General features: G+C 29.7%; 15 protein-coding genes. 13 read left to right on the forward strand and 2 right to left on the reverse strand.

Going from position 1 to position 24,893, the window contains the following annotated elements; translation table 11 throughout:
* Positions 1-10 precede the first annotated feature (10 nt).
* From IPM32_13550 to IPM32_13570, 5 genes are all read left to right on the forward strand, one after another.
* Positions 11-1,585 (forward strand): sodium:solute symporter, encoded by a 1,575-nt coding sequence (locus IPM32_13550; GenBank protein MBK8946277.1) that lies wholly within the window; start codon positions 11-13, stop codon positions 1,583-1,585.
* Positions 1,578-2,417, forward strand: coding sequence for a glycerophosphodiester phosphodiesterase family protein (locus tag IPM32_13555; protein ID MBK8946278.1), 840 nt, complete (start codon positions 1,578-1,580; stop codon positions 2,415-2,417). Before IPM32_13550 ends, IPM32_13555 begins: the two co-directional genes overlap by 8 nt.
* A gap of 124 nt (positions 2,418-2,541) precedes the next feature.
* Positions 2,542-5,004: a right-handed parallel beta-helix repeat-containing protein gene (locus IPM32_13560; GenBank protein ID MBK8946279.1), complete on the forward strand. Its 2,463-nt coding sequence runs from the start codon at positions 2,542-2,544 to the stop codon at positions 5,002-5,004.
* A gap of 144 nt (positions 5,005-5,148) precedes the next feature.
* Positions 5,149-6,051: a dihydrodipicolinate synthase family protein gene (locus IPM32_13565; GenBank protein MBK8946280.1), complete on the forward strand. Its 903-nt coding sequence runs from the start codon at positions 5,149-5,151 to the stop codon at positions 6,049-6,051.
* Positions 6,052-6,068: 17 nt separating this feature from the next.
* Positions 6,069-6,749, forward strand: a complete 681-nt coding sequence (locus IPM32_13570) for a PHP domain-containing protein (protein MBK8946281.1) — start codon at positions 6,069-6,071, stop codon at positions 6,747-6,749.
* A gap of 7 nt (positions 6,750-6,756) precedes the next feature.
* Here IPM32_13570 and IPM32_13575 read toward each other — a convergent pair whose 3' ends face one another.
* Both IPM32_13575 and IPM32_13580 read right to left on the reverse strand, forming a co-directional pair.
* The gene (locus IPM32_13575; protein ID MBK8946282.1) at positions 6,757-9,051 is read right to left on the reverse strand and encodes a hypothetical protein; all 2,295 of its coding nucleotides are present in this window, start codon (positions 9,049-9,051) and stop codon (positions 6,757-6,759) included.
* A 13-nt stretch (positions 9,052-9,064) separates the two neighbouring features.
* Positions 9,065-10,267 carry a hypothetical protein gene (locus IPM32_13580; protein ID MBK8946283.1) on the reverse strand — a complete coding sequence of 401 codons (1,203 nt, stop codon included), beginning with the start codon at positions 10,265-10,267 and terminating at the stop codon, positions 9,065-9,067.
* Positions 10,268-10,554: 287 nt separating this feature from the next.
* Here IPM32_13580 and IPM32_13585 point away from each other — a divergent pair, with 287 nt between their 5' ends.
* The 8 genes from IPM32_13585 (at position 10,555) to IPM32_13620 (ending at position 24,826) form a co-directional block, all read left to right on the forward strand.
* A complete protein-coding gene (locus tag IPM32_13585) occupies positions 10,555-11,478 on the forward strand; it encodes a TIM barrel protein (protein ID MBK8946284.1) in 924 nt (307 codons plus the stop codon).
* Positions 11,479-11,495: 17 nt separating this feature from the next.
* Positions 11,496-12,170, forward strand: a complete 675-nt coding sequence (locus IPM32_13590; GenBank protein ID MBK8946285.1) for a DUF1080 domain-containing protein — start codon at positions 11,496-11,498, stop codon at positions 12,168-12,170.
* A 14-nt stretch (positions 12,171-12,184) separates the two neighbouring features.
* The gene (locus IPM32_13595; GenBank protein ID MBK8946286.1) at positions 12,185-13,690 is read left to right on the forward strand and encodes an SUMF1/EgtB/PvdO family nonheme iron enzyme; all 1,506 of its coding nucleotides are present in this window, start codon (positions 12,185-12,187) and stop codon (positions 13,688-13,690) included.
* 50 nt (positions 13,691-13,740) lie between these two features.
* A complete protein-coding gene (locus IPM32_13600) occupies positions 13,741-15,057 on the forward strand; it encodes a Gfo/Idh/MocA family oxidoreductase (protein ID MBK8946287.1) in 1,317 nt (438 codons plus the stop codon).
* Positions 15,058-15,078: 21 nt separating this feature from the next.
* Entirely contained in the window at positions 15,079-17,805 is a 2,727-nt protein-coding gene (locus IPM32_13605; protein MBK8946288.1) for a family 78 glycoside hydrolase catalytic domain, read from the forward strand.
* 40 nt (positions 17,806-17,845) lie between these two features.
* Positions 17,846-19,918, forward strand: a complete 2,073-nt coding sequence (locus IPM32_13610) for a TonB-dependent receptor (GenBank protein MBK8946289.1) — start codon at positions 17,846-17,848, stop codon at positions 19,916-19,918.
* A gap of 274 nt (positions 19,919-20,192) precedes the next feature.
* Positions 20,193-23,765 (forward strand): pyruvate:ferredoxin (flavodoxin) oxidoreductase, encoded by a 3,573-nt coding sequence (nifJ, locus tag IPM32_13615; GenBank protein ID MBK8946290.1) that lies wholly within the window; start codon positions 20,193-20,195, stop codon positions 23,763-23,765.
* A gap of 59 nt (positions 23,766-23,824) precedes the next feature.
* Positions 23,825-24,826, forward strand: a complete 1,002-nt coding sequence (locus IPM32_13620; protein ID MBK8946291.1) for a dihydroorotate dehydrogenase-like protein — start codon at positions 23,825-23,827, stop codon at positions 24,824-24,826.
* Positions 24,827-24,893 lie beyond the last annotated feature (67 nt).

Genomic DNA, 24,893 nt, shown 5'->3' on the forward strand with positions numbered 1-24,893 from the left:
CGGAGTTTTTATGAAATTACATTGGGTCGATATTATCACCCTTGTGATATATTTAGGTGCAGTTCTTGGAATTGGTATTTATTTCAGTAAAAAAACTAAAACAACCGAAGATTATTTTGTTGGAGGAAGATCTTATAAAGGCTGGGTAATTGGTTTAGCAATGGTTGGAACTTCTATAAGTTCAATTACTTTTTTAGCTTATCCAGCGGATGCTTTTAAAACTGCTTGGTTAAGATTTTTGCCAAATTTAGCATTGCCTATTGGAGTAATTCTTGCAATGTATTTTTTCCTACCTTTTTATAGAAGAAAAAAAACAATTTCTGCTTATGAATATTTGGAAGATAGATTTAGCCCATCAATAAGAGTCTATGGAGCTGTAACATTTATTATAGGTCAATGTGTTAGATTAGCTCTTATTCTATTTTTAGTTTCACTTTTAATGTATGAAATTACCGGGCTTGGTGCACTTGAAAGTATATTATTAATGGGAATTGTTGTATCAATATATACCGTTTTAGGTGGAATTGAAGCTGTATTATGGACGGATGTTATGCAAACAATTACGCTAATATTTGGCGGTTTAATAATTTTAGCAGTAATAGTAATTGATCTACCTGGCGGTTTCGGTCAAATTTTTGAAATTGCAAATGCAAACAACAAATTTGCTGTTGCCGAATTAACAAATGGAACTTTACAGCATGTTCCATGGAAATTTACGTTAACAGATAAATCAGGACTTATGATGCTGTTGGTTGGATTAACAGTTTGGCTTCAAGAATTTGGAACAAACCAAAATGTAATACAAAAATATGCGGCAGCGAAAAGTATGAAAGAAGCTCGCAAAGGATTGGTTACAATTGGAATTATGAATATTCCAATTTGGGCTTTATTTATGTTTATAGGAACTGCATTGTATGCATTCTTCCAAGTTTTTCCAACACCAGAAGCTCATGCAATGTTAACAGGAGATAAAAAAGCAGAAGGAATTATGCCGTATTTTATTCTGAATTATTTACCGGTTGGAATTCCGGGAATTGTTCTAAGTGCTGTTCTAGCTGCAGCAATGTCATCGTTGGATTCAAGTATAAATGCAATTTCTACAGTTGGTGTAAACGATATTTACAGAAGACATTTCGTTAAAAATAGAGAAGATAAACACTATCTTATTGTTGCATGGATTATTGCAACAGTTACTTCAATAATTATGATTTTGGGTGCAATAATTTTGGTTGAAACCGAAACTAAAACTCTTCAAGATGCAATAACAATTTTGAACTCTGTTGTTATGGGTGGAGTTTTTGGAATGTATTTATTAGGATTTATTACTACTAGAGTTAATGCAAAATCAATCTGGGTTGGAATAGTTGTAACAGTTATATTTTCTGTCTGGGTAATTCTTTCAGAAAGAAATTTACTTCCGCAATCAATGATTATTCCATTTGATTTATATTATACCGGAATGGTTGGCCATATTTTATTATTTACAACTTCATTATTAACTTCAATATTTGTGTTCAGAAAAAAAGATAAAAATGATTTAACAAATTTAACTATTTGGACAAAAGACGGAACTCCAATTGAGTAGTAATATATTTCAACAAAGAAAAAATATAATTCTCATTTTGTTTTTTCTAAATATTACGAATTTTCTTATTGCTCAAAAAACTGTTGAAATATTAGATTTCGCAAAACCTAAAAATGGAAATACTTATGTTATTGCTCACCGTGGAGCTCATAAAAATTTTTCGGAAAATACAATTGCAGCATATAAAAGAGCTATAGAACTTGGATGTGATTTCATTGAAATTGATATTAGAATAACTAAGGATGGAAAATTTGTAAGTATTCACAATTCCCAAATTGATGAATATGTTAAAGGAATTTATGGAGATGTAAGTGATTATACACTTTATGAATTAAAGAAAATGAATATATCTAATAAGTCTGCTGAAATTAATGATGATGAAAAAATTCCAACTTTGGAAGAAATATTGGAATTATGTAAAAATAAAATCGGAATTTATTTGGATTTGAAGGAACCATTCGTTGAAGAAATTTCAACGATAATTAAAAAATATGAAATGGAGAAAAATGTTCTTTGGTATATTCCTTTTTCATATTTAAACGAAATTAAAAATCTAAAAGAAGTTTGCAAAGAATGTATTCCAATGCCGGATCCGGAACTGAAAGAAAATTTGTTATATTTAATTTTACAAACAAATCCTAAATTAATTGCTACAGATATGAGTCAGTTAGATTCCGAATTTGTTGAAATTTGTCACAATAAAAATATTAGAGTTTTTGTAGATGAAAAAAATGGTACCGTAGAGGAATGGAAAAATATTATTAAGTTAAATTGTGATGGAATTCAAACTGATAATCCGGAAGAACTTATAAATTTTCTAAGAAATAATTAAGCATTTCACAATATTCAAATTGCAATAAATCACTTCATAAAGGTTGTAAAATTTATAACTTATAATTACTTTACATTTCAATTATATTTGTTTGTAATTAATACATGAAGATTGGAGAGTTTCTGTGAGATATATTTTTCAAATATTTTTAATAATAATTTTATTCTATTCAATTCATTTTTCAGAAATTTTAGAATCAACAAAAAGCATTCCCAAAATACAAGAGCTAATTGATAAAAGTAAAAATGGCGATACGGTTTTAGTTCCTCCGGGAATTTATTATGAGAATATAAATTTCAAAGGAAAAAAAATTGTCGTTATGTCTTACTTTTTGGAAATGAAAGATTCATCCTACATTCAAAGCACAATCATTAGCGGAATGCTGCAAGGCTGTGTTGTAACTTTTGAAAACGGTGAAGATTCAACAGCAGAATTAAATGGATTTACCATAAGAGAAGGAATTAGTTATTCTGATACATTGCACGGAGGGGGAATTACAATTAGGAATAATTCTTCTGCAACTTTGAAGAATTTAATTGTTACAAGAAATGCAGTTGAAGACTGTAACGGTGCCGGAATTTTATGCAGAGATAATTCAAAAGTTATTTTTGAAAATTTAATTATAACTGAAAATGAATCGAAAAACGGAAACGGCGGTGGAATTTTTATAATTAATTCAAATGCGAAAATTAGTGATGCGATAATTTCAAATAATAAATCAAATTCCGGTGGGGGAATTTTAAGTTATAATTCTAAATTGAAAATAATAAACACAAAAATATTTAATAATATTTCTGAAAATGGAATTGGAGGAAGTGGACTTTTACTTGATAATAATTCAAACATAACAATTCTAAATTGTGAAATTACAAAAAACAATATTTTGTGGAATTCTGATGCTGCAATTGCTCCAAGCGGCAATGGTGGAGGAATATTTATAAAGAATAATTCATTTTTAAAAATTGATTCATCTAAAATAAGTAATAATATTTCCAAAATTGATGGCGGTGGAATTTCTTTAGATAGTTCACAAATCGAAATAAATAATTCAATTATTGAAAATAACATTAGTCAAAATAACGGCGGTGGATTTTTTATAAATCCCGGAAATGAACAAATAAAATTTTCAAATATAGTTGTTAAAAATAATTCTGCAGAAAATATTGGAGGAGGAATTTATTCTAATTTCGCAATTGAATTAAATGACAATATGAACAATAGTATTTTTCTAAATAAAGCAAATTTGGGAAGTACGGATATTCATTTTGAAATAATTAATTCAAAATTTCCAAATATTATAAGTTTAGATACAGTAACAGTTTCTGAACCGGAAAAATATCATATAAATATTATTGATAAAATCAGTTTTAATTTTAAGCATTCAATTTTCAATTCGGTAAATTCAGATTTATATGTTTCACCAAATGGCTCAGATTCAAATAATGGAATTTTACCAATTTCACCATTGAGAACAATTTCTTTTGCAAATTTAGTTGCAAAAACAGATTCTGTAAATCAGAGAATAATAAACTTACTTCAAGGTGTATATTCAAGTTCGACAAATGATGAAACATTTCCAATTTATTTACGAGATAATATATCCTTAGTTGGTAATAAAGTTGATCAAACAATTCTTGATGGAGAAAATAAAAATAGTCTTATAAAAATTAATCCTAAAAATAAAAATGTAAATGTTGAAAAATTAACAATTCAGAACGGATATGATTTGAACGGAAGTGGAATTTCAGTTTCCGGTAAAAATATTTTACTTAAAGATTTGTTAATCAAAAATAATACTTCAGAAAATGATGGAGCTGGATTAGCTATTAGCTTGGCTGAAAATGTTAAACTAACTAATTTAACTGTTGCGGAGAATATTTCGAAAAACCAAACTAGCTCTGCTGGAATTTTAATTAATGGGGAAAAAGTATCAGTAATTAATTGCATCATTTACAATAATAAACCAAAAAATATAAAATTACGAAAAGGATTTTTACCAAATTCGGAATTAACAATTTCAAATTCAAATTTAGTTGGAGGAAGAAATAATATAGATAATTTGGATAGTATAAGAATAAATTGGTTATTCGGTAATACTGATTCTGATCCGATGTTTATTGGTGGAGAACCTTTTGATTATAGTTTAACTGAAAATTCTCCGTGCGTAAATTCCGGAACTTCTTTTTTAGTTTGGGAAGGTGACACATTAATTAATTTGTCTGCTGATGAATATATAGGTTTTGCTCCGGATATGGGAGCAATAGAATCTGATTTTTTAATTTCCATAAATGAAGATGAAAATTTGCCAACTGAATATTCATTATCCCAAAATTATCCCAATCCGTTTAATCCATCAACGAAAATAAAATATTCAATTCCGTCGCAAGTGAAAAGTGAAAAGTCAAATGTGGAATTAGTAATTTTTGATATTTTGGGAAAAGAAGTTAAAACACTAATAAATCAATATCATAATCCCGGAAATTATGAAGTTACCTTTGAAGCACAAAATTTACCAAGTGGAATTTATTTTTATCAACTTAAAACTGACAATTTTTCGGAAACTAAAAAATTAATTTTACTTAAATAGAAAAAAGTAGTTAATTCATTTCAAAAAAATCAAAAGAACCTAACAAGTATTAATTTTATTTGATTATCTTAAATTCAAGTTATATATTAGGCAAACGATTGTTTAATCATTTTATATTACTGAATTGTAGAAGATTGGAAAGTTATGCAAATATATAAAGGAATTTGGCCGGTTTTAATAACACCATTTAATGATGATTTATCAATTGATTTTATTGGATACCAAAAAATGATTGAATGGTATTTGCAATTTAATCTTGGCGGAATTTATGCAAATTGCCAGTCAAGTGAAATGTTTGAATTGACCGATAGCGAAAGATTAAAATTAATTTCTGATGCAGTGAAAATTGTTAATGGTAAAATTCCAGTTGTTGGAACTGGTAATTTTGGTGAAAATATAAATGATCATTTGGAATTTATAAGAAAAGTTTCTGATACAGGTGTAGATATTGTTATGTTGACCGTTCCGGAATTCTTAAATAATGATGATGAATTAGAAAAATACTATTTAACCATTGCTGAAAAAACCAATGTAAAACTTGGGATTTATGAATGTCCGGTTCCGAGAAGATATTATTTAGGGTTTGATTTAATAAAAAAAATTGCAGAAACCGGAAAATATTTTGCATATAAAGAAACAAGCTGTGATTTGGAAAAGATTAAGAAAATTACAGATATTACAGTTTCGACAAACTTTGCACATCTTCAAGCAAATGTTCCGTATTTGTTGGAATCAATAAAATATGGAACGCCGGGCTCCATGAATATTGCAGCAAATTGGCTTCCAGATTTGGAAGTTACAGTTTATGAAAACGGAAAAAACAATAATCCAAATGCTGAAAAATTTCATAATATTTTATGTGGGATGGAAATGGCGCAGAGATCAGTCCATCCTATGGGTGTAAAATATTTAATTAGCAAAAGAGGAATATCAATAAAATCCTTAACAAGATATCCTAGAAAATTATCTTTAGAAGAAATGTTTGGTTTAGAGCAAGCAGCAAAAAATTGGTTCACAGAAGATGGTAAATTAAAAATATTGCATTAATTTTATTTTCGTAAAATATGGAAATTATCAATCCTGGTAATGAAGATTATCATATTCATTCAATAAATTTTTCCGATGGATTAAATACAATTGATGAAATTGTAAAATTTGCCGGAGAAATTGGTTTAAATAAGATTGCAATTACAGATCACAACCAAGCATATTTAGATACTCGAAATTTCGCTCGAAAATCTTACAGAGGAATTATAAAAAGATGGCAAAATATTTTTAATGATGTTGATGTAAAATTTGGAATAGAGGCGGATATTTTAAATTCCAATGGTGATGTGTGTATGGATATTCAAGGTGAAGAATCGGATTTTATTATTCTTTCTACTCATCAAAATCCGCCGTATCAGGAAGATTCAAGAACCATAACCGAAGCATATCTAAATGCAATTGAAAGATTTCATTTCAAAATAAAATTTCTTGGTCATCCTTGCTCAATTTACCACGGAGATAATGTTGATATTATTGCCGTAACCGAATTATGCAATAAATATAATGTTGCCTTGGAAGTAAACGGAGCAAACCTTTCAACAAACAGAACAAATTTAAGTAAACTTAAACAAATGTTAAAAATCGCAAATAGAATTTATATTAATAGTGATTCTCACACTTTATATGAATTAAAAACTGTTAGAAAAATTGCTTTCCAATATCTTAAAGAAAACAGTTTTATAAATAAAATATTTTAATTAAGATTTAAAATATTGGTCTTTTTTCTCCATTATATTTTTCAGCTCCATTTTTTTGATTGAATAAATCTTTATATCTAATTAAATCTTCGTCATTTGTTTTTGGTTCAGAAATAATTCCAAAATATCTTCCCATCCAATAATCATGAATAAAATCAGTAGGATCCATAACTCTTTTTCCATTTGCTCTTCCATCCAAATTTATTGAATTCCTATTTCCGGATGATTCTCTCGGAGAAATAATTTTTGTTCCTCCTTCATAAGAAATATAACCGGGTTCAACAAATAAATCATCTCTATGTGAATTTGTGTAATTATGTTCAACACAATCCAAAGTCCATTTTCTTAAATAATTTACAGCTTGTTCTGCTTCACAATCATTTCCAGTCATTACTCCATATGCAAAATTAAACCAAGCTAAATGTTCAATTCTTTTAGTTTCCCAAGATCTTTCCAGACTTCTTAAGTAAATTGATTTTAAATTTTGATCATCTACATAGCGGAGCAAGGTAAAATATGACCAAAATGCTAGATTGTCATCCCACGGAGCAATATTCTCAGGTGGGAAAGTATTTTTTTGACGAACTGTATGATTTAAATAACCCCAATCTACCAATTGCTGAAATGCATTTGTGAATTTTGAACTTCCGCAAATTGCCAATGCAGATTTTGCAATTGCTTGTGCTTCTAATCCATTTAAGCCTTTATCAACCCAGCCGTATGGATTGAGAAGATAATTAGCATCCCACCGACCCCAACGTGTAGGCTTTCCATCCATATCAATTAATTTCCAGCCATTATCTACTATATACCTTGCTATTTTTTCGATATGTTCTTTGGCTAATTTTTTATCATTTCCTTCTGCAATTAAATCATGAAATAATGTTACTGCATAAAAATGCGCCATAATTTCATCACTTGAAGTATCACCTTTCCAGTACCATTTTCCGTCTTTTGTTTGATACCATTTAGCTGGTAAACCCCCGGACCCATGTTTACTTCTTTCATCTTCATCCCCAGTTGGTGACCAAATTGCGCGTGCGATAAATCCATCAATTGGAGTGATTTTTTCAAGCCAGATCATTGCATAAAATGAGTTTAGTGCTTCTTGTTTTGCAGTTTCATCTCCGGTAACTAAATATTTATAACACATTGCAGCAAGATATGGAGCAGTATGTCCTCCGTCATTATCACTTATTTCCCTTATCCATTTATTATTTTTCTTATATAACATATGAATAAATCCAAGTCTTTTATGTCCCCAAGTTTCCAAATGTTGTTCATAAAAATCAACTTTCTTTTGCAACGTAAATCGTTCATAATTAATAATTCCAATTCCCTTATCAGTTGCAACACAAACTGTTTCATTCATTACAGATATATCATTTACCTTTTCTCCAGGGAGCCAATGATCTGCACCAAAAAACTGCCAATCATTTTCCAACTTTCTGATTAAACCTTTTTTTGTTCCGATCCAAACATCATTATCAAACCCTTTTTCTAAACAAGTTGTATTTTCGAAAGGTAAACCATTTTCTCCTTTAATTGTATAAATAGAAGCACCTCTTAAAATACCAATTCCACGATCTGTACTTATATAAATCTTATTCGCAACACTTAAAAAATCATTAGTATTAGTTGAAGGTAGTTTTCCCCAATCAATGAAATCTTGATTAACAATTTTTCCATCAAATAATGCAAGTTCACCAAATCTTAAAATATATAATGTTCCACTATAAGAAGTAATTTTTTGAATTGGACCAATATCAACCGGATCTGCATGGAGTTGCGTTCCATCTTCCATAAGCATTGTCATATTACTTGAATAATATCCGCCTTCCGGTTTTATATTTAGTAATTTATCATCATTTAAACGAAAAACATCATTTGTGGTTGCTGCATAAATTTCATTGTTATGTAAACATAAATCAACAAAAATATTTTTGTCAATTAATTTCCATTCATGATTTAGTTGAAATAATCCATTTCCAGTTAGCGCAAATAATAAATTGTTAAGAGAAATTATTCGATTAATTCTATTCGGTGAATTTTCAACTTTTTCAATTCTATCTTTTTCAATCCAGAATAATTCTGAATTCATAACTAAATAAAATTTTTCCTTGAATGAAGCTACTGAGGTAATTTCACTTTCAGTAAAAATTTTGGTTGAATATTCTTGTAAGTAAACTTTATCTTCAACCGTTCTCCATTGAGGATTATCATGTTTATAAATTTTTTGAGAAAATGTAATTTGATAAATGATAATTAAAATCATTGAAAATAATTTGAAATTTAATTTCATATTACACCTCACTTTAATTCAAATTTTCTTGAAAGTTATTTAAAATATATTCAGCTACATTTTTCATTACTTGAGAATTTCCTAAGTCATTTAAATGACGATCTTTAAAATCAACGCAAATCTCATCATTACCGCTTATCTCAAACATAAATAAATTTTCATTTGAAACTGTATTTTGCAAAAGTTCAATAAAATTTTGTTCAACTTTAAAGTAATAACCCCGGAAATAATAGCTTTTAACATACTTAACATTTTTACTGCTAATTTTATCAAAATCATTTCGTATTGGATAAAAGACAACCGTTTCTGCATTATTTTTATTTGAAATTTCTTTAATTCGATTTATCAAAGCCCTCGTTATGTCAATTGAATAATTATCGCGAGCGGATTTAGGAATTATGTAAGGAGTAAAATGACTTCTTCCATTTACAAAATCCTCATAAGTTAAAATTGTAATATTTGTTGAATCTGTAAGTTGTAAAATTTTTTGCGAGTATAGATTTAAATCTATTTCAAAGGATTTAATTTTTTCTTTCCTTGGAAATTTATTATGATTTGGTAAATCTTTAACCCAATCTTCAAGTATTAATTGCTCAAGAGTTTGTTTTTTATAATTCTGGATTGCAGAATAAAAAAGTTGTATGATAACACTATTCTTATAATAACTATTTTGAGTATAAAATGGTCCTTCCAAATTCTTGTTGAAAAGTTTAAATGTTGGTTTTAAATGACCGGCAATTTTTCCTACGTTTCTATCGGGAAATGTATTTTCCCAAAAATCGTTTTTGGGAGTTGACCAAATTAAAACCAAATCTGCTTTATATTTTGTAAAATAATTTTCTAAGGCAATAATTTGCTGATCTTGACCCCAACCGGATGCAGCTAATGAAAAAACTTTTACTTTTCTATTTGTAAATTTTGTAAGATAATTTTCTAACAAAATTTCTGGCATTTTATTTTTGGAAGAAGTTGCAGATTCAACTTGACTATCACCAAGTAACAGTATAACAAAATCATTTTGATTATACATTATTTTTTGTCCTCGTAATCCCAATTGATTTGGTTCATCATTTTTGCAATTTGACAAATTTCTTCTTGGCGAATCATTCCAACCCCAGCCGGAGTTAAGCGGTTCATAAAATAATCTTAATATAATTTCTGAAAGAAATAATAGAAGAATAAATGTGAAGAAACTAATTGATAGATTTTTCAGCAAATTTAAATTCATTAGTAAATTATTGTGGAAAATATTTTATAATATTTCAAAATTTTATAAATATAAAATGCTATTTTAATAACCGCGAATATAAATTAAAAAAAAATCTAATTAGAATCTTTATTATTTGTGTTAAACAAACGTTTTCATTATTATTACAATTAAATGAAGAATTATTCTGAATAGATTTTCAGATAAATTATAACTAATCAAAATACTATGTAATCTTAATTTTTAAATAACCAGCGGGATAAATTAAAATGAAAAATTTTGACAAAACTAAAAACATTGACAGAAGAAACTTTATTAAAAATATTTCGCTTTCAGCTGCCGCATTAACTTTTGGAGCAAGTAAAATAAACGCTAAAGATACTAACTTAGCAAAATCAAATACTCAAAAATTTAAAATGAATTTCGCTCCGCATTTTGGAATGTTTGAAAATAGTGCTGGAAAAGATAATATCGATCAGTTAAAATATATTGCTGATCAAGGATTTACAGCGCTTGAAGATAATGGAATGAAATCAAAATCGATTGAAGATCAGAATAAAATTGCTAAAACAATGGAAAATCTAAATTTGGCCATGGGTGTATTTGTTGCTCATAATATTTATTGGGATAAACCAAATTTAGCAAGTGGAAATATTGAACTAAGAAATGAATTCTTAAAAGATATTAAAGAATCTGTAGAAGTTGCAAAACGGGTAAATGCTAAATGGATGACTGTTGTTCCTGGTCATGTTGATCTAAAATTAGAAATGGATTATCAAACTGCAAATGTTGTAGAAAGTTTGAAACAAGCAAGTGCAATATTAGAGCCTCACGGATTGGTTATGGTTCTTGAACCTCTAAACTTCTTTAATCATCCTGGATTATTTTTGAAAAAAGTTCCTCAAGCTTATCAAATTTGTAAAGCTGTAAATAGTCCGGCATGTAAAATATTGGATGATTTATATCATCAACAAATTACAGAAGGTAACTTAATCCCCAATATTGATGCTGCTTGGGATGAAATTGCGTATTTCCAGATGGGTGATAATCCTGGTAGAAATGAACCAACTACTGGTGAAATAAATTATAAAAATATCTTTGAACATATTTATAATAAAGGATTCAAAGGAATTTTAGGAATGGAACACGGGAATAGTAAAAAAGGTAAAGAAGGTGAAATTGCCGTAATCGAAGCATACAGAAAGTGTGATGTAAATTGATTTAAGGAGAAATCAATATGTTGAATAATATGTCATTTTTACTTTTATATTCAACCTTACTAATTTCATGTTTCAATATTCCTAAAACAGAAAAATCAACTGCGGATGAAAGGAATTTTATTCCACCAAAAGAAAAAATTACATTGTGGAATGGAAATGATTTTTCAAATTGGACAATTTTTATTCCCGATAAAAATCTTGATGTTAAAACAGTTTGGAATGTTAAAGACAATTTGTTAAACTGTTCCGGAATCCCGATATCTTATATCAGAACAAATGTTAATTATTCAAATTACAAACTTACTGTTGTTTGGCGGTGGCCATCTGAACCGGGAAATAGCGGTGTACTCATTCATGCTCAACTTCCCGATGAAGTTTGGCCTAAATGTATTGAAGCTCAACTAATGCATGAAAATGCCGGTGATTTTTATGTAATAAATGGAACAGATTTTACTGAATTAACAGATAAAAATTCCAGACGATTACAGAAGAAAAACAATAATAGTGAAAATAAACCCGGAGATTGGAATAAATACGAAATTTTATGCAAAGGAAATTCGATCGAACTTTTCGTAAATGGAGTATTTCAAAATAAAGCTACTAATTGTACTGTATCAAATGGAACAATCGGCTTACAAAGCGAAGGAAAACCAATTCAATTTAAAGAAATATTTATTGAACCTATTGATTAAATTTTACTCATTTTATGTCATCAGATAAAAAAAGAAAATCGGTTTATTTAAAATTATCACTAATTATCTTTGGTATGTTTTTATTTCTTATTCTAAATTATGGATACGAAGAAACTTCATCAAATGAATTTTGTGAATCATGTCATGTACATCCTCAAGCAACACAATCTTGGAAAATTGGTCCGCATGTATATAATGAAAGCGGGGTTGCCGTAAATTGTGTTGATTGTCATTTACCGCCAAGTGGAATAGAAAAATTTACTGCAAAAGCCACAACGGGAATTAGAGATTTATATGGTTATTTGTTTAAGGATTCCTCAGATTTCAATTGGGAAAAAATGTCTCAGAGAGAATTTGCAGATAAACATGTTTATCAAGAAGGATGTTTAAATTGCCATAAAAATCTTTTCCCACCAAAGCTTTCAAAAAAGGGTGAAGATGCACATTTGTATTTTGATCAGAATAAAGAAGAAATTAGATGTATAAATTGTCATCTCGAAACCGGTCATTATCATGAAAAAATAGAAGAGGAAGCTGTTGATATTTCCAAATATGAAATTATTTATAGTGAAGCATCAAGAGTAGATTCATTCCAGAATTTTGTTGAAAAAATTCCAGGAACAAGTGTTGATTTTGAGATGATTGCAATTCCTTCCGGCAAATATTTATTTGGTAGTTCTCAAAATCTTGAAATCGTAAAAGAAAATGAAAAACCCGAAGTTGAAATTGAGATAAGTAAATTTTGGATTGGCAAAGCTGAGATAAGCTGGAATGAATATTATGCATTTATGAAAGAAACCGGCACAGAAGGAAGAACTGAAGATCAGTTAATAAAATCAAGGTTAAATAATGTTGATGTAATTTCTGGTCCAACTCCGCCTTATGGTGATCCAGGACAAGGTTGGGGAAAAGAAGATCGTCCAGCTATTACAATGACACATTTTGCAGCAAAAAAATACTGCGAATGGTTATCAAAAAAAACCGGCAAAAAATATAGACTTCCTACAGAAGCTGAATGGGAATATGCAGCTAGAGCAAATGTAAAAGGGGAATACTTTTTTAATGGTACGTCATTAGATTATACAAGTGAAGGTTTTTGGAAATCAATATTTGGTGTTGATACAAGTGTAATTAATTCGTATTGCATTTATAAGGAAAATAGTTTTAACAAAACAAATATGCCAAATTCAGTTAAACCAAATCAATTTGGATTAGTTAATATGCTTGGAAATGTAAAAGAATTTTGCTCCGATTTTTACTCAGATAATATTCATGAGAGTTTAAAAAATCATAATACATTTAGAAATCCGCTAGGACCATTAGAAGGAACAGAATTTGTAATTCGTGGTGGATCATACCTTAGCGATGCGGTTGATTTAAGAATAACAGCAAGAGAATCAACAAACCAAAAAACATGGTTGCGTACAGATCCGCAGGTTCCTAAAAGTATTTGGTGGTATTCAGATTGTAAAGATGTAGGATTTCGTGTTGTGTGTGAAGTTTCTGAAAGTATTAAATAAAACGAATTATAATTAAATATTTTACTTGAACAAAGAAAAGAGGTAAAATCATGTCAGAAAAATTAAACCGCAGAGATTTTCTTAATATGAGTGCAGTTGCAGCAACTGGAATAATTGTTGGATGTAGTGTTGCTTCTGATAAAAAAAGAACTATGGAAGAAAAAGTTTTTCTTGATCAAGCTCCGGATGGTAAAGTTTTAAAAGCTGGTTTAATTGGCTGTGGAGGCAGAGGAAGCGGAGCTGCAATTGATTTCTTAAGTGCTGGCCCAAATTTAAAAATTCATGCAATTGGTGATGTATTTAAAGATCGTGTTGATGAATGTAAATTAAAACTCAAAAATGAAAAACAAGAAATTGTTGCAGATGAAAATTGTTTTGTGGGATTTGATGCTTTCGAAAAAGTAATAAATTCCGGAGTTGATGTAATTATTTTAGCAACGCCTCCTCATTTTAGACCATTACATTTTGCAGCTGCAGTTGATGCAAGAAAACATGTGTTTATGGAAAAACCAGTTGCCGTTGATCCCGTTGGTGCAAGATCAGTAATTGCATCCTCAAAAAAAGCAGAAGCTCTCGGTTTAGTAGTTGCAACCGGAACTCAAAGACGTCATCAAAGAGATTATGTTGCAACTTTCAAAGAAATATATGAAGGAAAAATTGGAGAAATAGTTTCAGCAAATTGTTATTGGAATCAGAGTCAATTATGGTTTAGAAATCCTCAACCGGAATGGTCTGAAATGGAATATATGATTCGCGATTGGGTAAACTGGACATGGCTTTCCGGTGATCATATTGTTGAACAACATGTGCACAATATTGATGTAATTAATTGGTTTACTGAAAAACACCCAATTAAAGCAGTTGGTTTCGGATCAAGGCAAAGAAGAGTTACCGGTGATCAATATGATAATTTTAGCGTTGATTTTGAATATGAAAGTGGCATGCATGTTCACAGCATGTGCAGACAAATAAACGGATGTACAGATAATGTTTCTGAATTAGTTTTTGGTTCTCAAGGTTATACAAATTGCAGAAATAAAATATTTGATTCAAAAGGAAATGTAATTTGGGAATATCAATATCCCAAAATTGAAGGGGTTGAGAAAAACGAATCCGTAAAGGTTTCGCCATATGTGCAAGAACATATTGATCTTGTTCAAGCCATAAGAGAAAATAAGCCATTTGTCGAAGCTGAAAATACAGCAATTTCAACAATGTGTGCAATTATGGGAAGAATGTCTGCTTATTCCGGTAAAGAAGTTACATGGGATGAAGTTATGAATTCTGATTTAAAATTAGGTCCGGATGTTTATGAATTAGGGAAAGTTAATATTGAAAAAATAATTCACATTCCAGGAATTGCATAAAATATTTTCTTGAAAACTGTTTTGCAAAAAATATATATCTACTTTTTAGGTATTCATATTTTACTTTTTGGTATTTCAATTTTCGCACAAGAAAATTTGAAAATAAGAAATTTAAAATGTGAATACCTTTCTTCTCCCATTAATATTGATGTTACAAATCCTAGATTAAGCTGGATTATCAAATCTGAAGAAAGAGGGCAAACTCAAACTGCATATCAAATTTTCGTTTATTCAGACAAGGAATTAACTAGCGAAGTTTGGAATTCGGGGAAAATATTTTCATCGGATAATTCACAAATTATTTACAATGGAAAAAATCTAAAATCCAATTCTCAATATTTTTGGATGATAAAAATTTGGGATAAATATGCAAAGGAATACAAAAGTGGTGTTGAAGAATTTTGGACTTCAATTCTTGATTCTACACTTTGGAAGGCAAATTGGATTGGGGCAAATTCTCATACAGAATATTTTCCTAAAAACGGATTTTTTCAAGATCCAAATGAACAATATGAATTGCCCGATACAATTCAGCACGAAGGAAATTCGATATATCTAAGAAATGAATTTGAAATAAAAAATAAAATTAAAACTGCAAGAGTTTTTGTAACCGGTTTAGGTTTTTACGAATTCTACCTTAATGGAAAGAGAATTGGCGATCATTTTCTTGCACCGGCAAAAACTAATTATAGAAAAGAAGTTTTATATGTTACATATGATGTTACTAACAATTTAGAAAATGGAAAAAATGCTATTGGAATTCATTTAGGAAATGGATGGTTTAATCCTTACAAAAAATGGTGGCAACAATATAGAATGCAATGGTTTGGAGCTAAGCGGGCGTTGATGCAAATGCATATTGAATATGAAAATGGTAAAACTGAAATTATTACATCGTCGGGAAAATGGAAATATGAAAAAGGTCCGGTATTACATAATTGCATTTACGATGGTGAAACAATCGATGCAAATCTGGAAATTAAAGGTTGGAATAAAATTGGATTTGATGATTCAAAATGGAAAAATGTAAAAATTCTTTCATCAACGGATGGAAAATTAAAATCACACACAATGCCGGCTGTTAAAATTATTGAAACTTTGAAACCAATAAAACAAATTAAATTAATTGATAAAAAATTCGTTTTTGATTTCGGACAAAATTTTACCGGCTGGATAAAAATTTCCATTTCTGGAAAAAAGAATGCAAAAATAAAATTACAATTTGCAGAAGATATAAATGATGATGGTACTATAAATATTACTAGTAATGAAAATGCAAAAGCTCAATACATGGTAATTTTAAGTGGTGATTCAATTGAAACTTTCCAACCAAAATTCACATATTTTGGTTTCAAGTATGTTGAAGTTTCAAGCAATGAAGATTTTTCAATTAAAAATATTGATGGACTTGTTCTTCATACGGCAATTGAAAATGCCGGGAAATTTGAGTGCAGCAATGAAACAATAAATAAAATTCATAACGCAACTATTTGGTCTCAGAAAAGCAATATAATTGGTTATCCAATGGATTGTCCGCAAAGAGATGAAAGACTTGGGTGGCTCGGTGATGCACAAGTTACAATTGATGAAGCTATGTTAAATTTTGACACTCCGCAATTTTATATGAATTGGTTGAGCGGAATTCGATCAAATCAAAATTCAGATGGCGATATTCCAATCATTTCTCCTCGCCCATATATTTGGGATGAAGGCGTTGAATGGAGTTCTACTTATATTATTCTCGTTTGGAAGTTTTATCAAAATTTTGGTGATAAGAAAATTCTTATTGAACATTATTCTGCAATGAAAAAGTATTTGGAATTTCTAAATTCAATTGCGGAAAATTTTATAATCAAAAAAGGTTGGATTGGTGATTGGGGAAGCTTAGTAAAAGGTTGGAAAGAAGGTGAACCGGAATCAGTTCCGACTGCATTTTATTTTTGGAATGCAAAAAATTTATCAAAAATTGCAAATGTTTTAAATAATAAAGAAGACGAAATTTATTTTAATAATCTTAGTGAAAAAATAAAATTGGAATTCAACAATAAGTTTTACAATTCTGAAACAAAGAATTATAATGATGGAAGCCAAATGGCGAATGCATTTCCGCTGTATTTAGATCTCGTTCCGGAAAATGATGTAAATTCTGTTTTAGAAAATCTTGTAAAAAATATTGTTGTAGAAAATAACGGTTATCTAACAACCGGTGTTCTTGGTTCAAAATATATGATTGATGTTTTAACAAAATTTGAAAGAGAAGATATTGCCTATTTGCTTGCAACACAAACCGGTTACCCAAGCTGGAGCGATATGGTTGAAAAATATACAACAATGTGTGAGTTTTGGACTTTAAAACAATCACATAATCACATAATGACCGGAAGTATTGATGCATTTTTTTATAACACGTTAGCTGGAATTAAATTCGATGATAAAAAACCCGGAAATAAACATTTAATTATTAAACCTTATTTTCCGGAAAATCTATATTTCGTAAATTCTTCTATCGAAACAATAAATGGTAATTTAAAAGTCAATTGGCAAAAAGATAAATATTATTTAAAACTTAATATAGAAATTCCGGTTAATTCAACTGCTGAAATTTATATTCCCAATTTATTTAGTAAAAGAATTTTTGAAAATAATATTCCGATAAATAAAGTAAGCGAAATAAAACTTCTTGAATCTTCAAACGAATTTACAAGATTATTTGTTGTTTCCGGTAATTATGATTTTATTGTAAAATAAGTTTGTTAATTAATTTTCTTCAATAAAAATCTAAGCAAGCATGTTAAAGATTAATTCCCTAAAGGAAATATTTTATGTATACTTTTTCATTATAGTTTTTTCAATATTGACCTTTGAAAATTATTTTGCACAATCTGAAATTAATTTTACTACAAAAGAAGTTGTAATTTCTTCATCATTGTATGCAGAGAATTTTGATTCTGTAAACCAATCAATTTCTATTTTATCAAAAAATACAATTAATTTTAATAATCCGACAAATCTTGCATCAGCACTTATTGGAACATCCGGTATTTTCATGCAACAATCTAATCATGGAGCTGGTTCGCCATTTGTAAGAGGTTTAACCGGAAATCAAACTTTAATTTTAGTTGATGGAATTAGATTAAACAATTCTACCTTCCGTTATGGTCCAAATCAGTATTTAAATACAATCAATCTTGCAGAAATTGAAAGAGTAGAAATTTTACGTGGGTCTGGATCTGTTCAATTTGGTAGCGATGCTATTGGAGGAGCTGTTCATATTATTACAAAATCACCAAAAATTGGATTGAAAAATAATTTATCATCCGAAATACAACTAAAGTGTTTATCTGATAATATGGAAAAATCTGCAAATGCTTTTATTGAATATTCTAGTGTGAATAGCGGATATTCTGCAAACTTTTCAGTTAAAAATTATGGAGATGTGATTGCCGGTAAGGGAATTGGTAAAGAGTCACCGTCCTCTTATAATGAATATTCATTCAATTTGAAAAATACTCATTTAATAAATGAAAAAATTTTACTTACTTATAATTATCAATATTTACAGCAAAATGATGTTGACAGATTTGATCAAGTTGATGAAAGAGGTTATGAATATTATAAATTTGATCCGCAAATAAGACAGCTTGCGTATATCAAAAATGAAATATTTTCTGAAAATGATTTTTATAAAAATATAAGTTTAACTTTTTCTTGCCAAAAATCTTCTGAAGTACGGAAAATTAAAAAACTTAATGAATTAAAAAGTACATATGAGAAAGATGTAATTGATACTTGGGGAGTAAATTTATTAGTACTTTCGCAGCCAATTAGAAATATGAAAATCAATTCTGGAATTGAATACTATTATGATTTTGTAAATAGTTTTGCAAAAGTAAATAATCTTGAAAATAATACTGTTGCAACCAAACGAGGATTATATTCCGATAAAAGTAAATTCCACAATTTCTCAATTTTTTCTTTAGCAAATTATGAATTAAATCAATTTGAATTTGGCGTTGGAGGTAGATTTAATTTAGCAAAATTGGATATAAATGATGAAGAGTTTGGAAAACCAAAAATAAATCCAAATGCAATTACCGGATATTTTTCTGTCGCATATAAATTGAATAAGATTTTAAAAATAATTTCGAAAGTTAATTCAGCTTATAGAATTCCAAATATCAATGATGTTAGTACATTCGGACTTTTTGATTTTGGTATTGAAGTCCCAAATAATAAACTTGCTCCCGAAAAATCAACTAATTATGAAATTGGGTTAAAACTTTTACATCCAAAAATATATTCTTCAATTTTTTTGTTTAGAAATAATCTCACTGATTTGATTGAAAGAATTAAATCAACATATAATGAAAGTGAATTTAATAATGGTGAAAATGTTTACACAAAAGTGAATTATGGCGAAGCTTATATTCAAGGTTTTGAATTTGATATGCAATTTATTTTACTTGAAAATTTATTTTTGACAAATAATCTAACTTACACTTACGGACAAAATACCACCTTAAATGAACCAATGAGAAGAATTCCACCAATTTACGGAGCATTTATAATTTCATATCATCTTTCGAATAACATTGAATTAAAGGTTGATTATTTATTTGCTGGTAAACAAAAAAGATTATCTTCCGGAGATTTGGATGATCATAGAATTGATAAAAGCGGAACACCAAACTGGAATATACTAAATTTTTATTCTCAATATTCTTACGCATTTTTAAATATAGGAATTGGTGTAAATAACATTTTTAATGAAGCTTACAGAACTCACGGCAGCGGAATTGATGGAATTGGAAGAAGTTACCAAATTATTTGTAAAGTTTTAATAAATAAATCGACTAATTAAACAAAAATATTTCAATCATAAATATCAAGTTTACCTAACAAATATAAAGTTACTTCCCAATTTCATTTCTTTCTTAAAACCTCAAATTTATCTTTAATCCATTCTTAAAAATAAGAGGATATTAAAGGTATTTCTAAAAATTAAGAGATAAGTTATAGAAAAATATATAATTAGTGTAAAAATCAACAAAAAGTTTTGTTGCATAATTGGCATAATTTTGGAATTAAATTCGAAATCGTTTTATAATCTAAAATAAAAATAGATAAGGGATAAAATGGAAAGACAGAAAATAACAATAGACGGCAATGAAGCCGCTGCTTATGTTGCTTATCATAACAGTGAAGTAATTGCTATTTATCCAATTACACCATCATCAGGAATGGGTGAAATGTCGGATGCTTGGGCCGCACAAGGCAAGAAAAATATATGGGGAACAGTTCCTCACGTTTCGGAATTGCAGAGCGAAGGTGGCGCTTCTGGAGCAGTACACGGAGCACTTCAAAGTGGAGCATTAACTACAACTTTTACAGCTTCTCAAGGTTTGCTTTTAATGATTCCGAATATGTATAAAATTGCCGGTGAATTAACTTCTACAGTATTTCATGTTTCTGCAAGATCTTTGGCTGCATCTGCTTTATCAATCTTTGGAGATCACAGTGACGTAATGGCAACTCGTCAAACCGGTTGGGCATTGTTGGCTTCATCTTCAATTCAAGAAGTTATGGATATGGCTGCAATTGCACACAGAGCAACTTTAGAATCAAGAATTCCATTTATTCACTTTTTTGATGGATTTAGATCATCTCACGAAGTTAACAAAATTGAACAATTATCTCTTGAAGATCTTAAATCAATGATTGATGATAAATTAGTAAGAGAACACAGAAAAAGAGCACTTACTCCGGATAATCCATTTATTAGAGGAACAGCACAAAATCCGGATGTTTATTTCCAAGGTCGTGAAGCTGTAAATAAATTTTATGATGCTTGTCCGGATTCTGTCCAAAACGCAATGAATAAATTTGCAGAATTGACCGGAAGACAATATCATTTGTTTGATTATTTTGGCGCTCCGGATGCTAAAAGAGTAATTGTGATGATGGGTTCGGGAAGTGAAGCTGCCCTTGAGGCAATTGATTATATGACAACAAGAATGGAAGAAAAAATTGGAGTTTTAAAAGTTAGATTATATAGACCATTTGCAATTGATAAATTTATTGAAGTACTTCCAAAAACTGTTGAAAAAATTGCAGTTTTGGATAGAACAAAAGAACCTGGTGCAATTGGTGAACCGCTTTATTTAGATGTAGTTACCGCGCTTATTGAAAATATGAATTCTGCTAATCCAAGATTTGAAAAATTACCAAAAGTTGTTGGCGGCAGATATGGATTATCATCAAAAGAATTTACTCCAGCAATGGTTAAAGCAGTTTTTGATGAATTGAAAAATGATAATCCTAAAAATCATTTTACTGTTGGAATAAATGATGACGTAACTTTTACAAGTTTAAATTATGATCCAAATTTTATTACTGAAGGGGAAGATGTTGTAAGAGCATTGTTTTACGGATTAGGTGCGGATGGAACTGTTGGTGCAAATAAAAATTCGATTAAAATTATTGGGGAAGAAACAGAAAATTATGCACAAGGTTATTTTGTATACGATTCGAAAAAATCCGGTTCAACAACAGTTTCACATTTAAGATTTGGTAAAAAAGAAATTCATTCAACATATTTAATCCAAACTGCAAATTTCATTGGTGTTCATCAATTCAATTTATTAGAAAATTTTGATGTTCTAGAAAATATTGTTGATGGAGGAACTTTTTTATTGAATAGTCCATATTCAAAAGAAGACACTTGGAATAAACTTCCGCAAAAAATGCAGCATCAAATAATTGATAAAAAATTAAACTTTTATGTAATTGATGGTTACGCTGTAGCAAAACAAACCGGAATGGGAGCAAGAATTAATACAATTATGCAAACTTGTTTCTTTGCAATTTCCGGTGTTTTACCAAAAGACGAAGCAATTGCACAAATTAAATATGCAATTAAAAAAACATACGGTGGAAAAGGTGAAATTGTTGTAAATAAAAATTATGAAGCTGTTGACAGCACTTTGGCTCATTTACATAAAATTGAAATTCCGAATGAAGTAACAAGTAATATTATTTTACCTCCAGTTGTTTCTAATAAAGCTCCTATTTACGTTCAAGAAACTTTGGCAATGATGATGAAAGGCAAAGGTGATTTAATTCCGGTTAGTCAAATGCCATTAGATGGAACTTTCCCTTCAGCAACAACACAATGGGAAAAAAGAAATATTGCTTTAGAGGTACCGGAATGGGACCCAGAAGTTTGTATCCAATGCGGAAAATGTGCAATGGTTTGTCCTCACGCAACAATTAGAATTAAAGCTTATGATAAAGAGTTAACCAATAATGTTCCAGAGACTTATAAATGGACTGAAGCTCGTGGAAAAGAATATGAAGGGTTAGCTTATACAATTCAAGTTGCAGTAGAAGATTGCACTGGTTGTGCACTTTGCGTTGATATTTGTCCAGCAAAAAATAAAAGAGAAACCGGTAAAAAAGCAATTAACATGGTTCCACAAATTCCATTAAGAGAAAAAGAAAGAGCAAATTATGATTATTTCTTAAATATTCCAGAATTTGATAGAACTAAATTAAACGTTGGTTCGATAAAAGGCAGTCAATTATTACAACCATTGTTTGAATATTCCGGAGCATGCGCTGGATGCGGAGAAACTCCATATGTTAAATTAGTTTCACAATTATTTGGTGATAGAGCAATAATTGCAAACGCAACAGGATGTTCATCTATTTATGGTGGAAATTTACCTACAACACCATGGGCAGTAAATCATGAAGGTAAAGGTCCTGCTTGGTCAAATTCACTTTTTGAAGATAATGCTGAGTTTGGTTTTGGTATGAGATTATCAATTGATAAGCAAAAAGAATTCGCAGAAGAATTGTTGAAAGCTTTTGAAAATGTTGTTGGTCATGATTTAGTGAATTCAATCCTTAATGCTGTTCAAAATTCTGAAGCAGATATTTATGAGCAAAGACAAAGAGTATCAGAATTAAAAGAAAAACTTAAATCCATAAATACAGATGAAGCTCAAAATTTATTAATGATTGCAGATTATTTGGTAAAAAAATCAGTTTGGATTATGGGTGGAGACGGCTGGGCTTATGATATTGGTTACGGTGGTTTGGATCACGTTTTAGCTCAAGGAAAAAATGTTAATATTTTAGTTCTTGATACTGAAGTTTACTCAAATACCGGTGGACAAATGTCAAAAGCAACCGGATTAGGTGCAGTTGCAAAATTTGCTGCTGCTGGAAGACCAAATCCTAAAAAAGATTTGGGAATGATGGCAATGGGTTATGGAAATGTTTATGTAGCTCAAATTGCAATGGGAGCAAATGATACACAAACTTTAAAAGCAATTCTTGAAGCTGAAGCATATGATGGTCCATCTTTAATTATTGCTTATAGTCACTGTATTGCACACGGTTATGATTTAGCAAAAGGTATGGAACATCAACAATTAGCAGTTGATAGTGGACATTGGCCATTATACAGATACAATCCAGAAAATGTGAAAGAAGGCAAAAATCCACTAAAACTTGATTCAAAAGCTCCAAAAATTAAACTAGAAGATTTCATTTACACTGAAACAAGGTATAAAATGCTGCAAAAAATTGATCCGGAAAGAACAAAGTATTTACTTGGTTTGGCACAAACTGAAGTTGATAAAAAATGGAGCCATTACGAACAACTGGCATCAATGGATTATTCTAAATCTAAACAAGTCTAAATTATGCCGCTAATTCATTTAGCGGCTTTATAAAAGTTTAATAAAATTTTGGAGAGAAAATGGATTTATCAACAAAGTATATGGGATTAAAATTAAAGAATCCAATAGTTCCATCAGCATCACCTTTATCACAAACCGTTGATTCTGTGAAAGCTATGGAGGATGCGGGTGCAGCAGCAGTTGTGGTTTATTCGCTTTTTGAAGAACAGATTACGCATGAATCCGGTGAATTAGATCATTATTTGAATTACGGAACGGAAAGTTATGCAGAGGCAACTTCATATTATCCCGAACAAGAAGATTACAACTTGGGACCGTATGAATATTTAGATCATATTGCAAATTTAAAGAAAGCTACTGATATTCCAATAATTGGAAGTTTGAATGGAGTTAGCAGCGGCGGTTGGGTAAAATATGCCAAAAATATTGAACAAGCCGGAGCTGATGCTTTAGAATTAAATGTATATTACATTCCGACAAATGTTAATCTTACCGGCTCAGAAATTGAAAATATGTATGTTGATACTTTGAAGGCCGTAAAAGATCAAATAAAAATTCCTGTTGCAATTAAACTTAGTCCATTCTTTACATCAATGTCAAATATGGCAAGAAGATTAGATAATGCAGGAGCTGATGCTTTAGTTATGTTCAATAGATTTTATCAACCGGATTTTAATTTAGAAAAGTTGGAAGTTTTTCCTAATCTTGTATTAAGCACAAATTGGGAAATGAGACTTCCACTAAGATGGATTGCAATTTTATACAGTAATATAAAAGCGAGCATGGCAGCAACAACCGGAATACATAATTACAAAGATGTATTAAAAGTTATGATGGCTGGTGGCGATGTTGCAATGATGTGCAGTGAATTATTAATGAATGGCGTTGGACGAATTACTGATATTCTTTCCGAATTAAAAGTTTGGATGGAAGAAAACGAATATGATTCAATTGATTTGATGAAAGGAAGTATGAGTCAAAAAGCCGTTAATGAACCAGCCGCATTTGAAAGAGCAAATTATATGAAAGCTCTGCAATCATACAGAACAAATCTTATTTAATTTCATAATTGTATATGAATTAAAAGCCATCTCAAAAGGATGGCTTTTTTTTTACTTTGTGAGTATT

Source organism: Ignavibacteriota bacterium, assembly GCA_016716225.1.
Classification (GTDB): Bacteria; Bacteroidota; Ignavibacteria; order Ignavibacteriales; family Melioribacteraceae.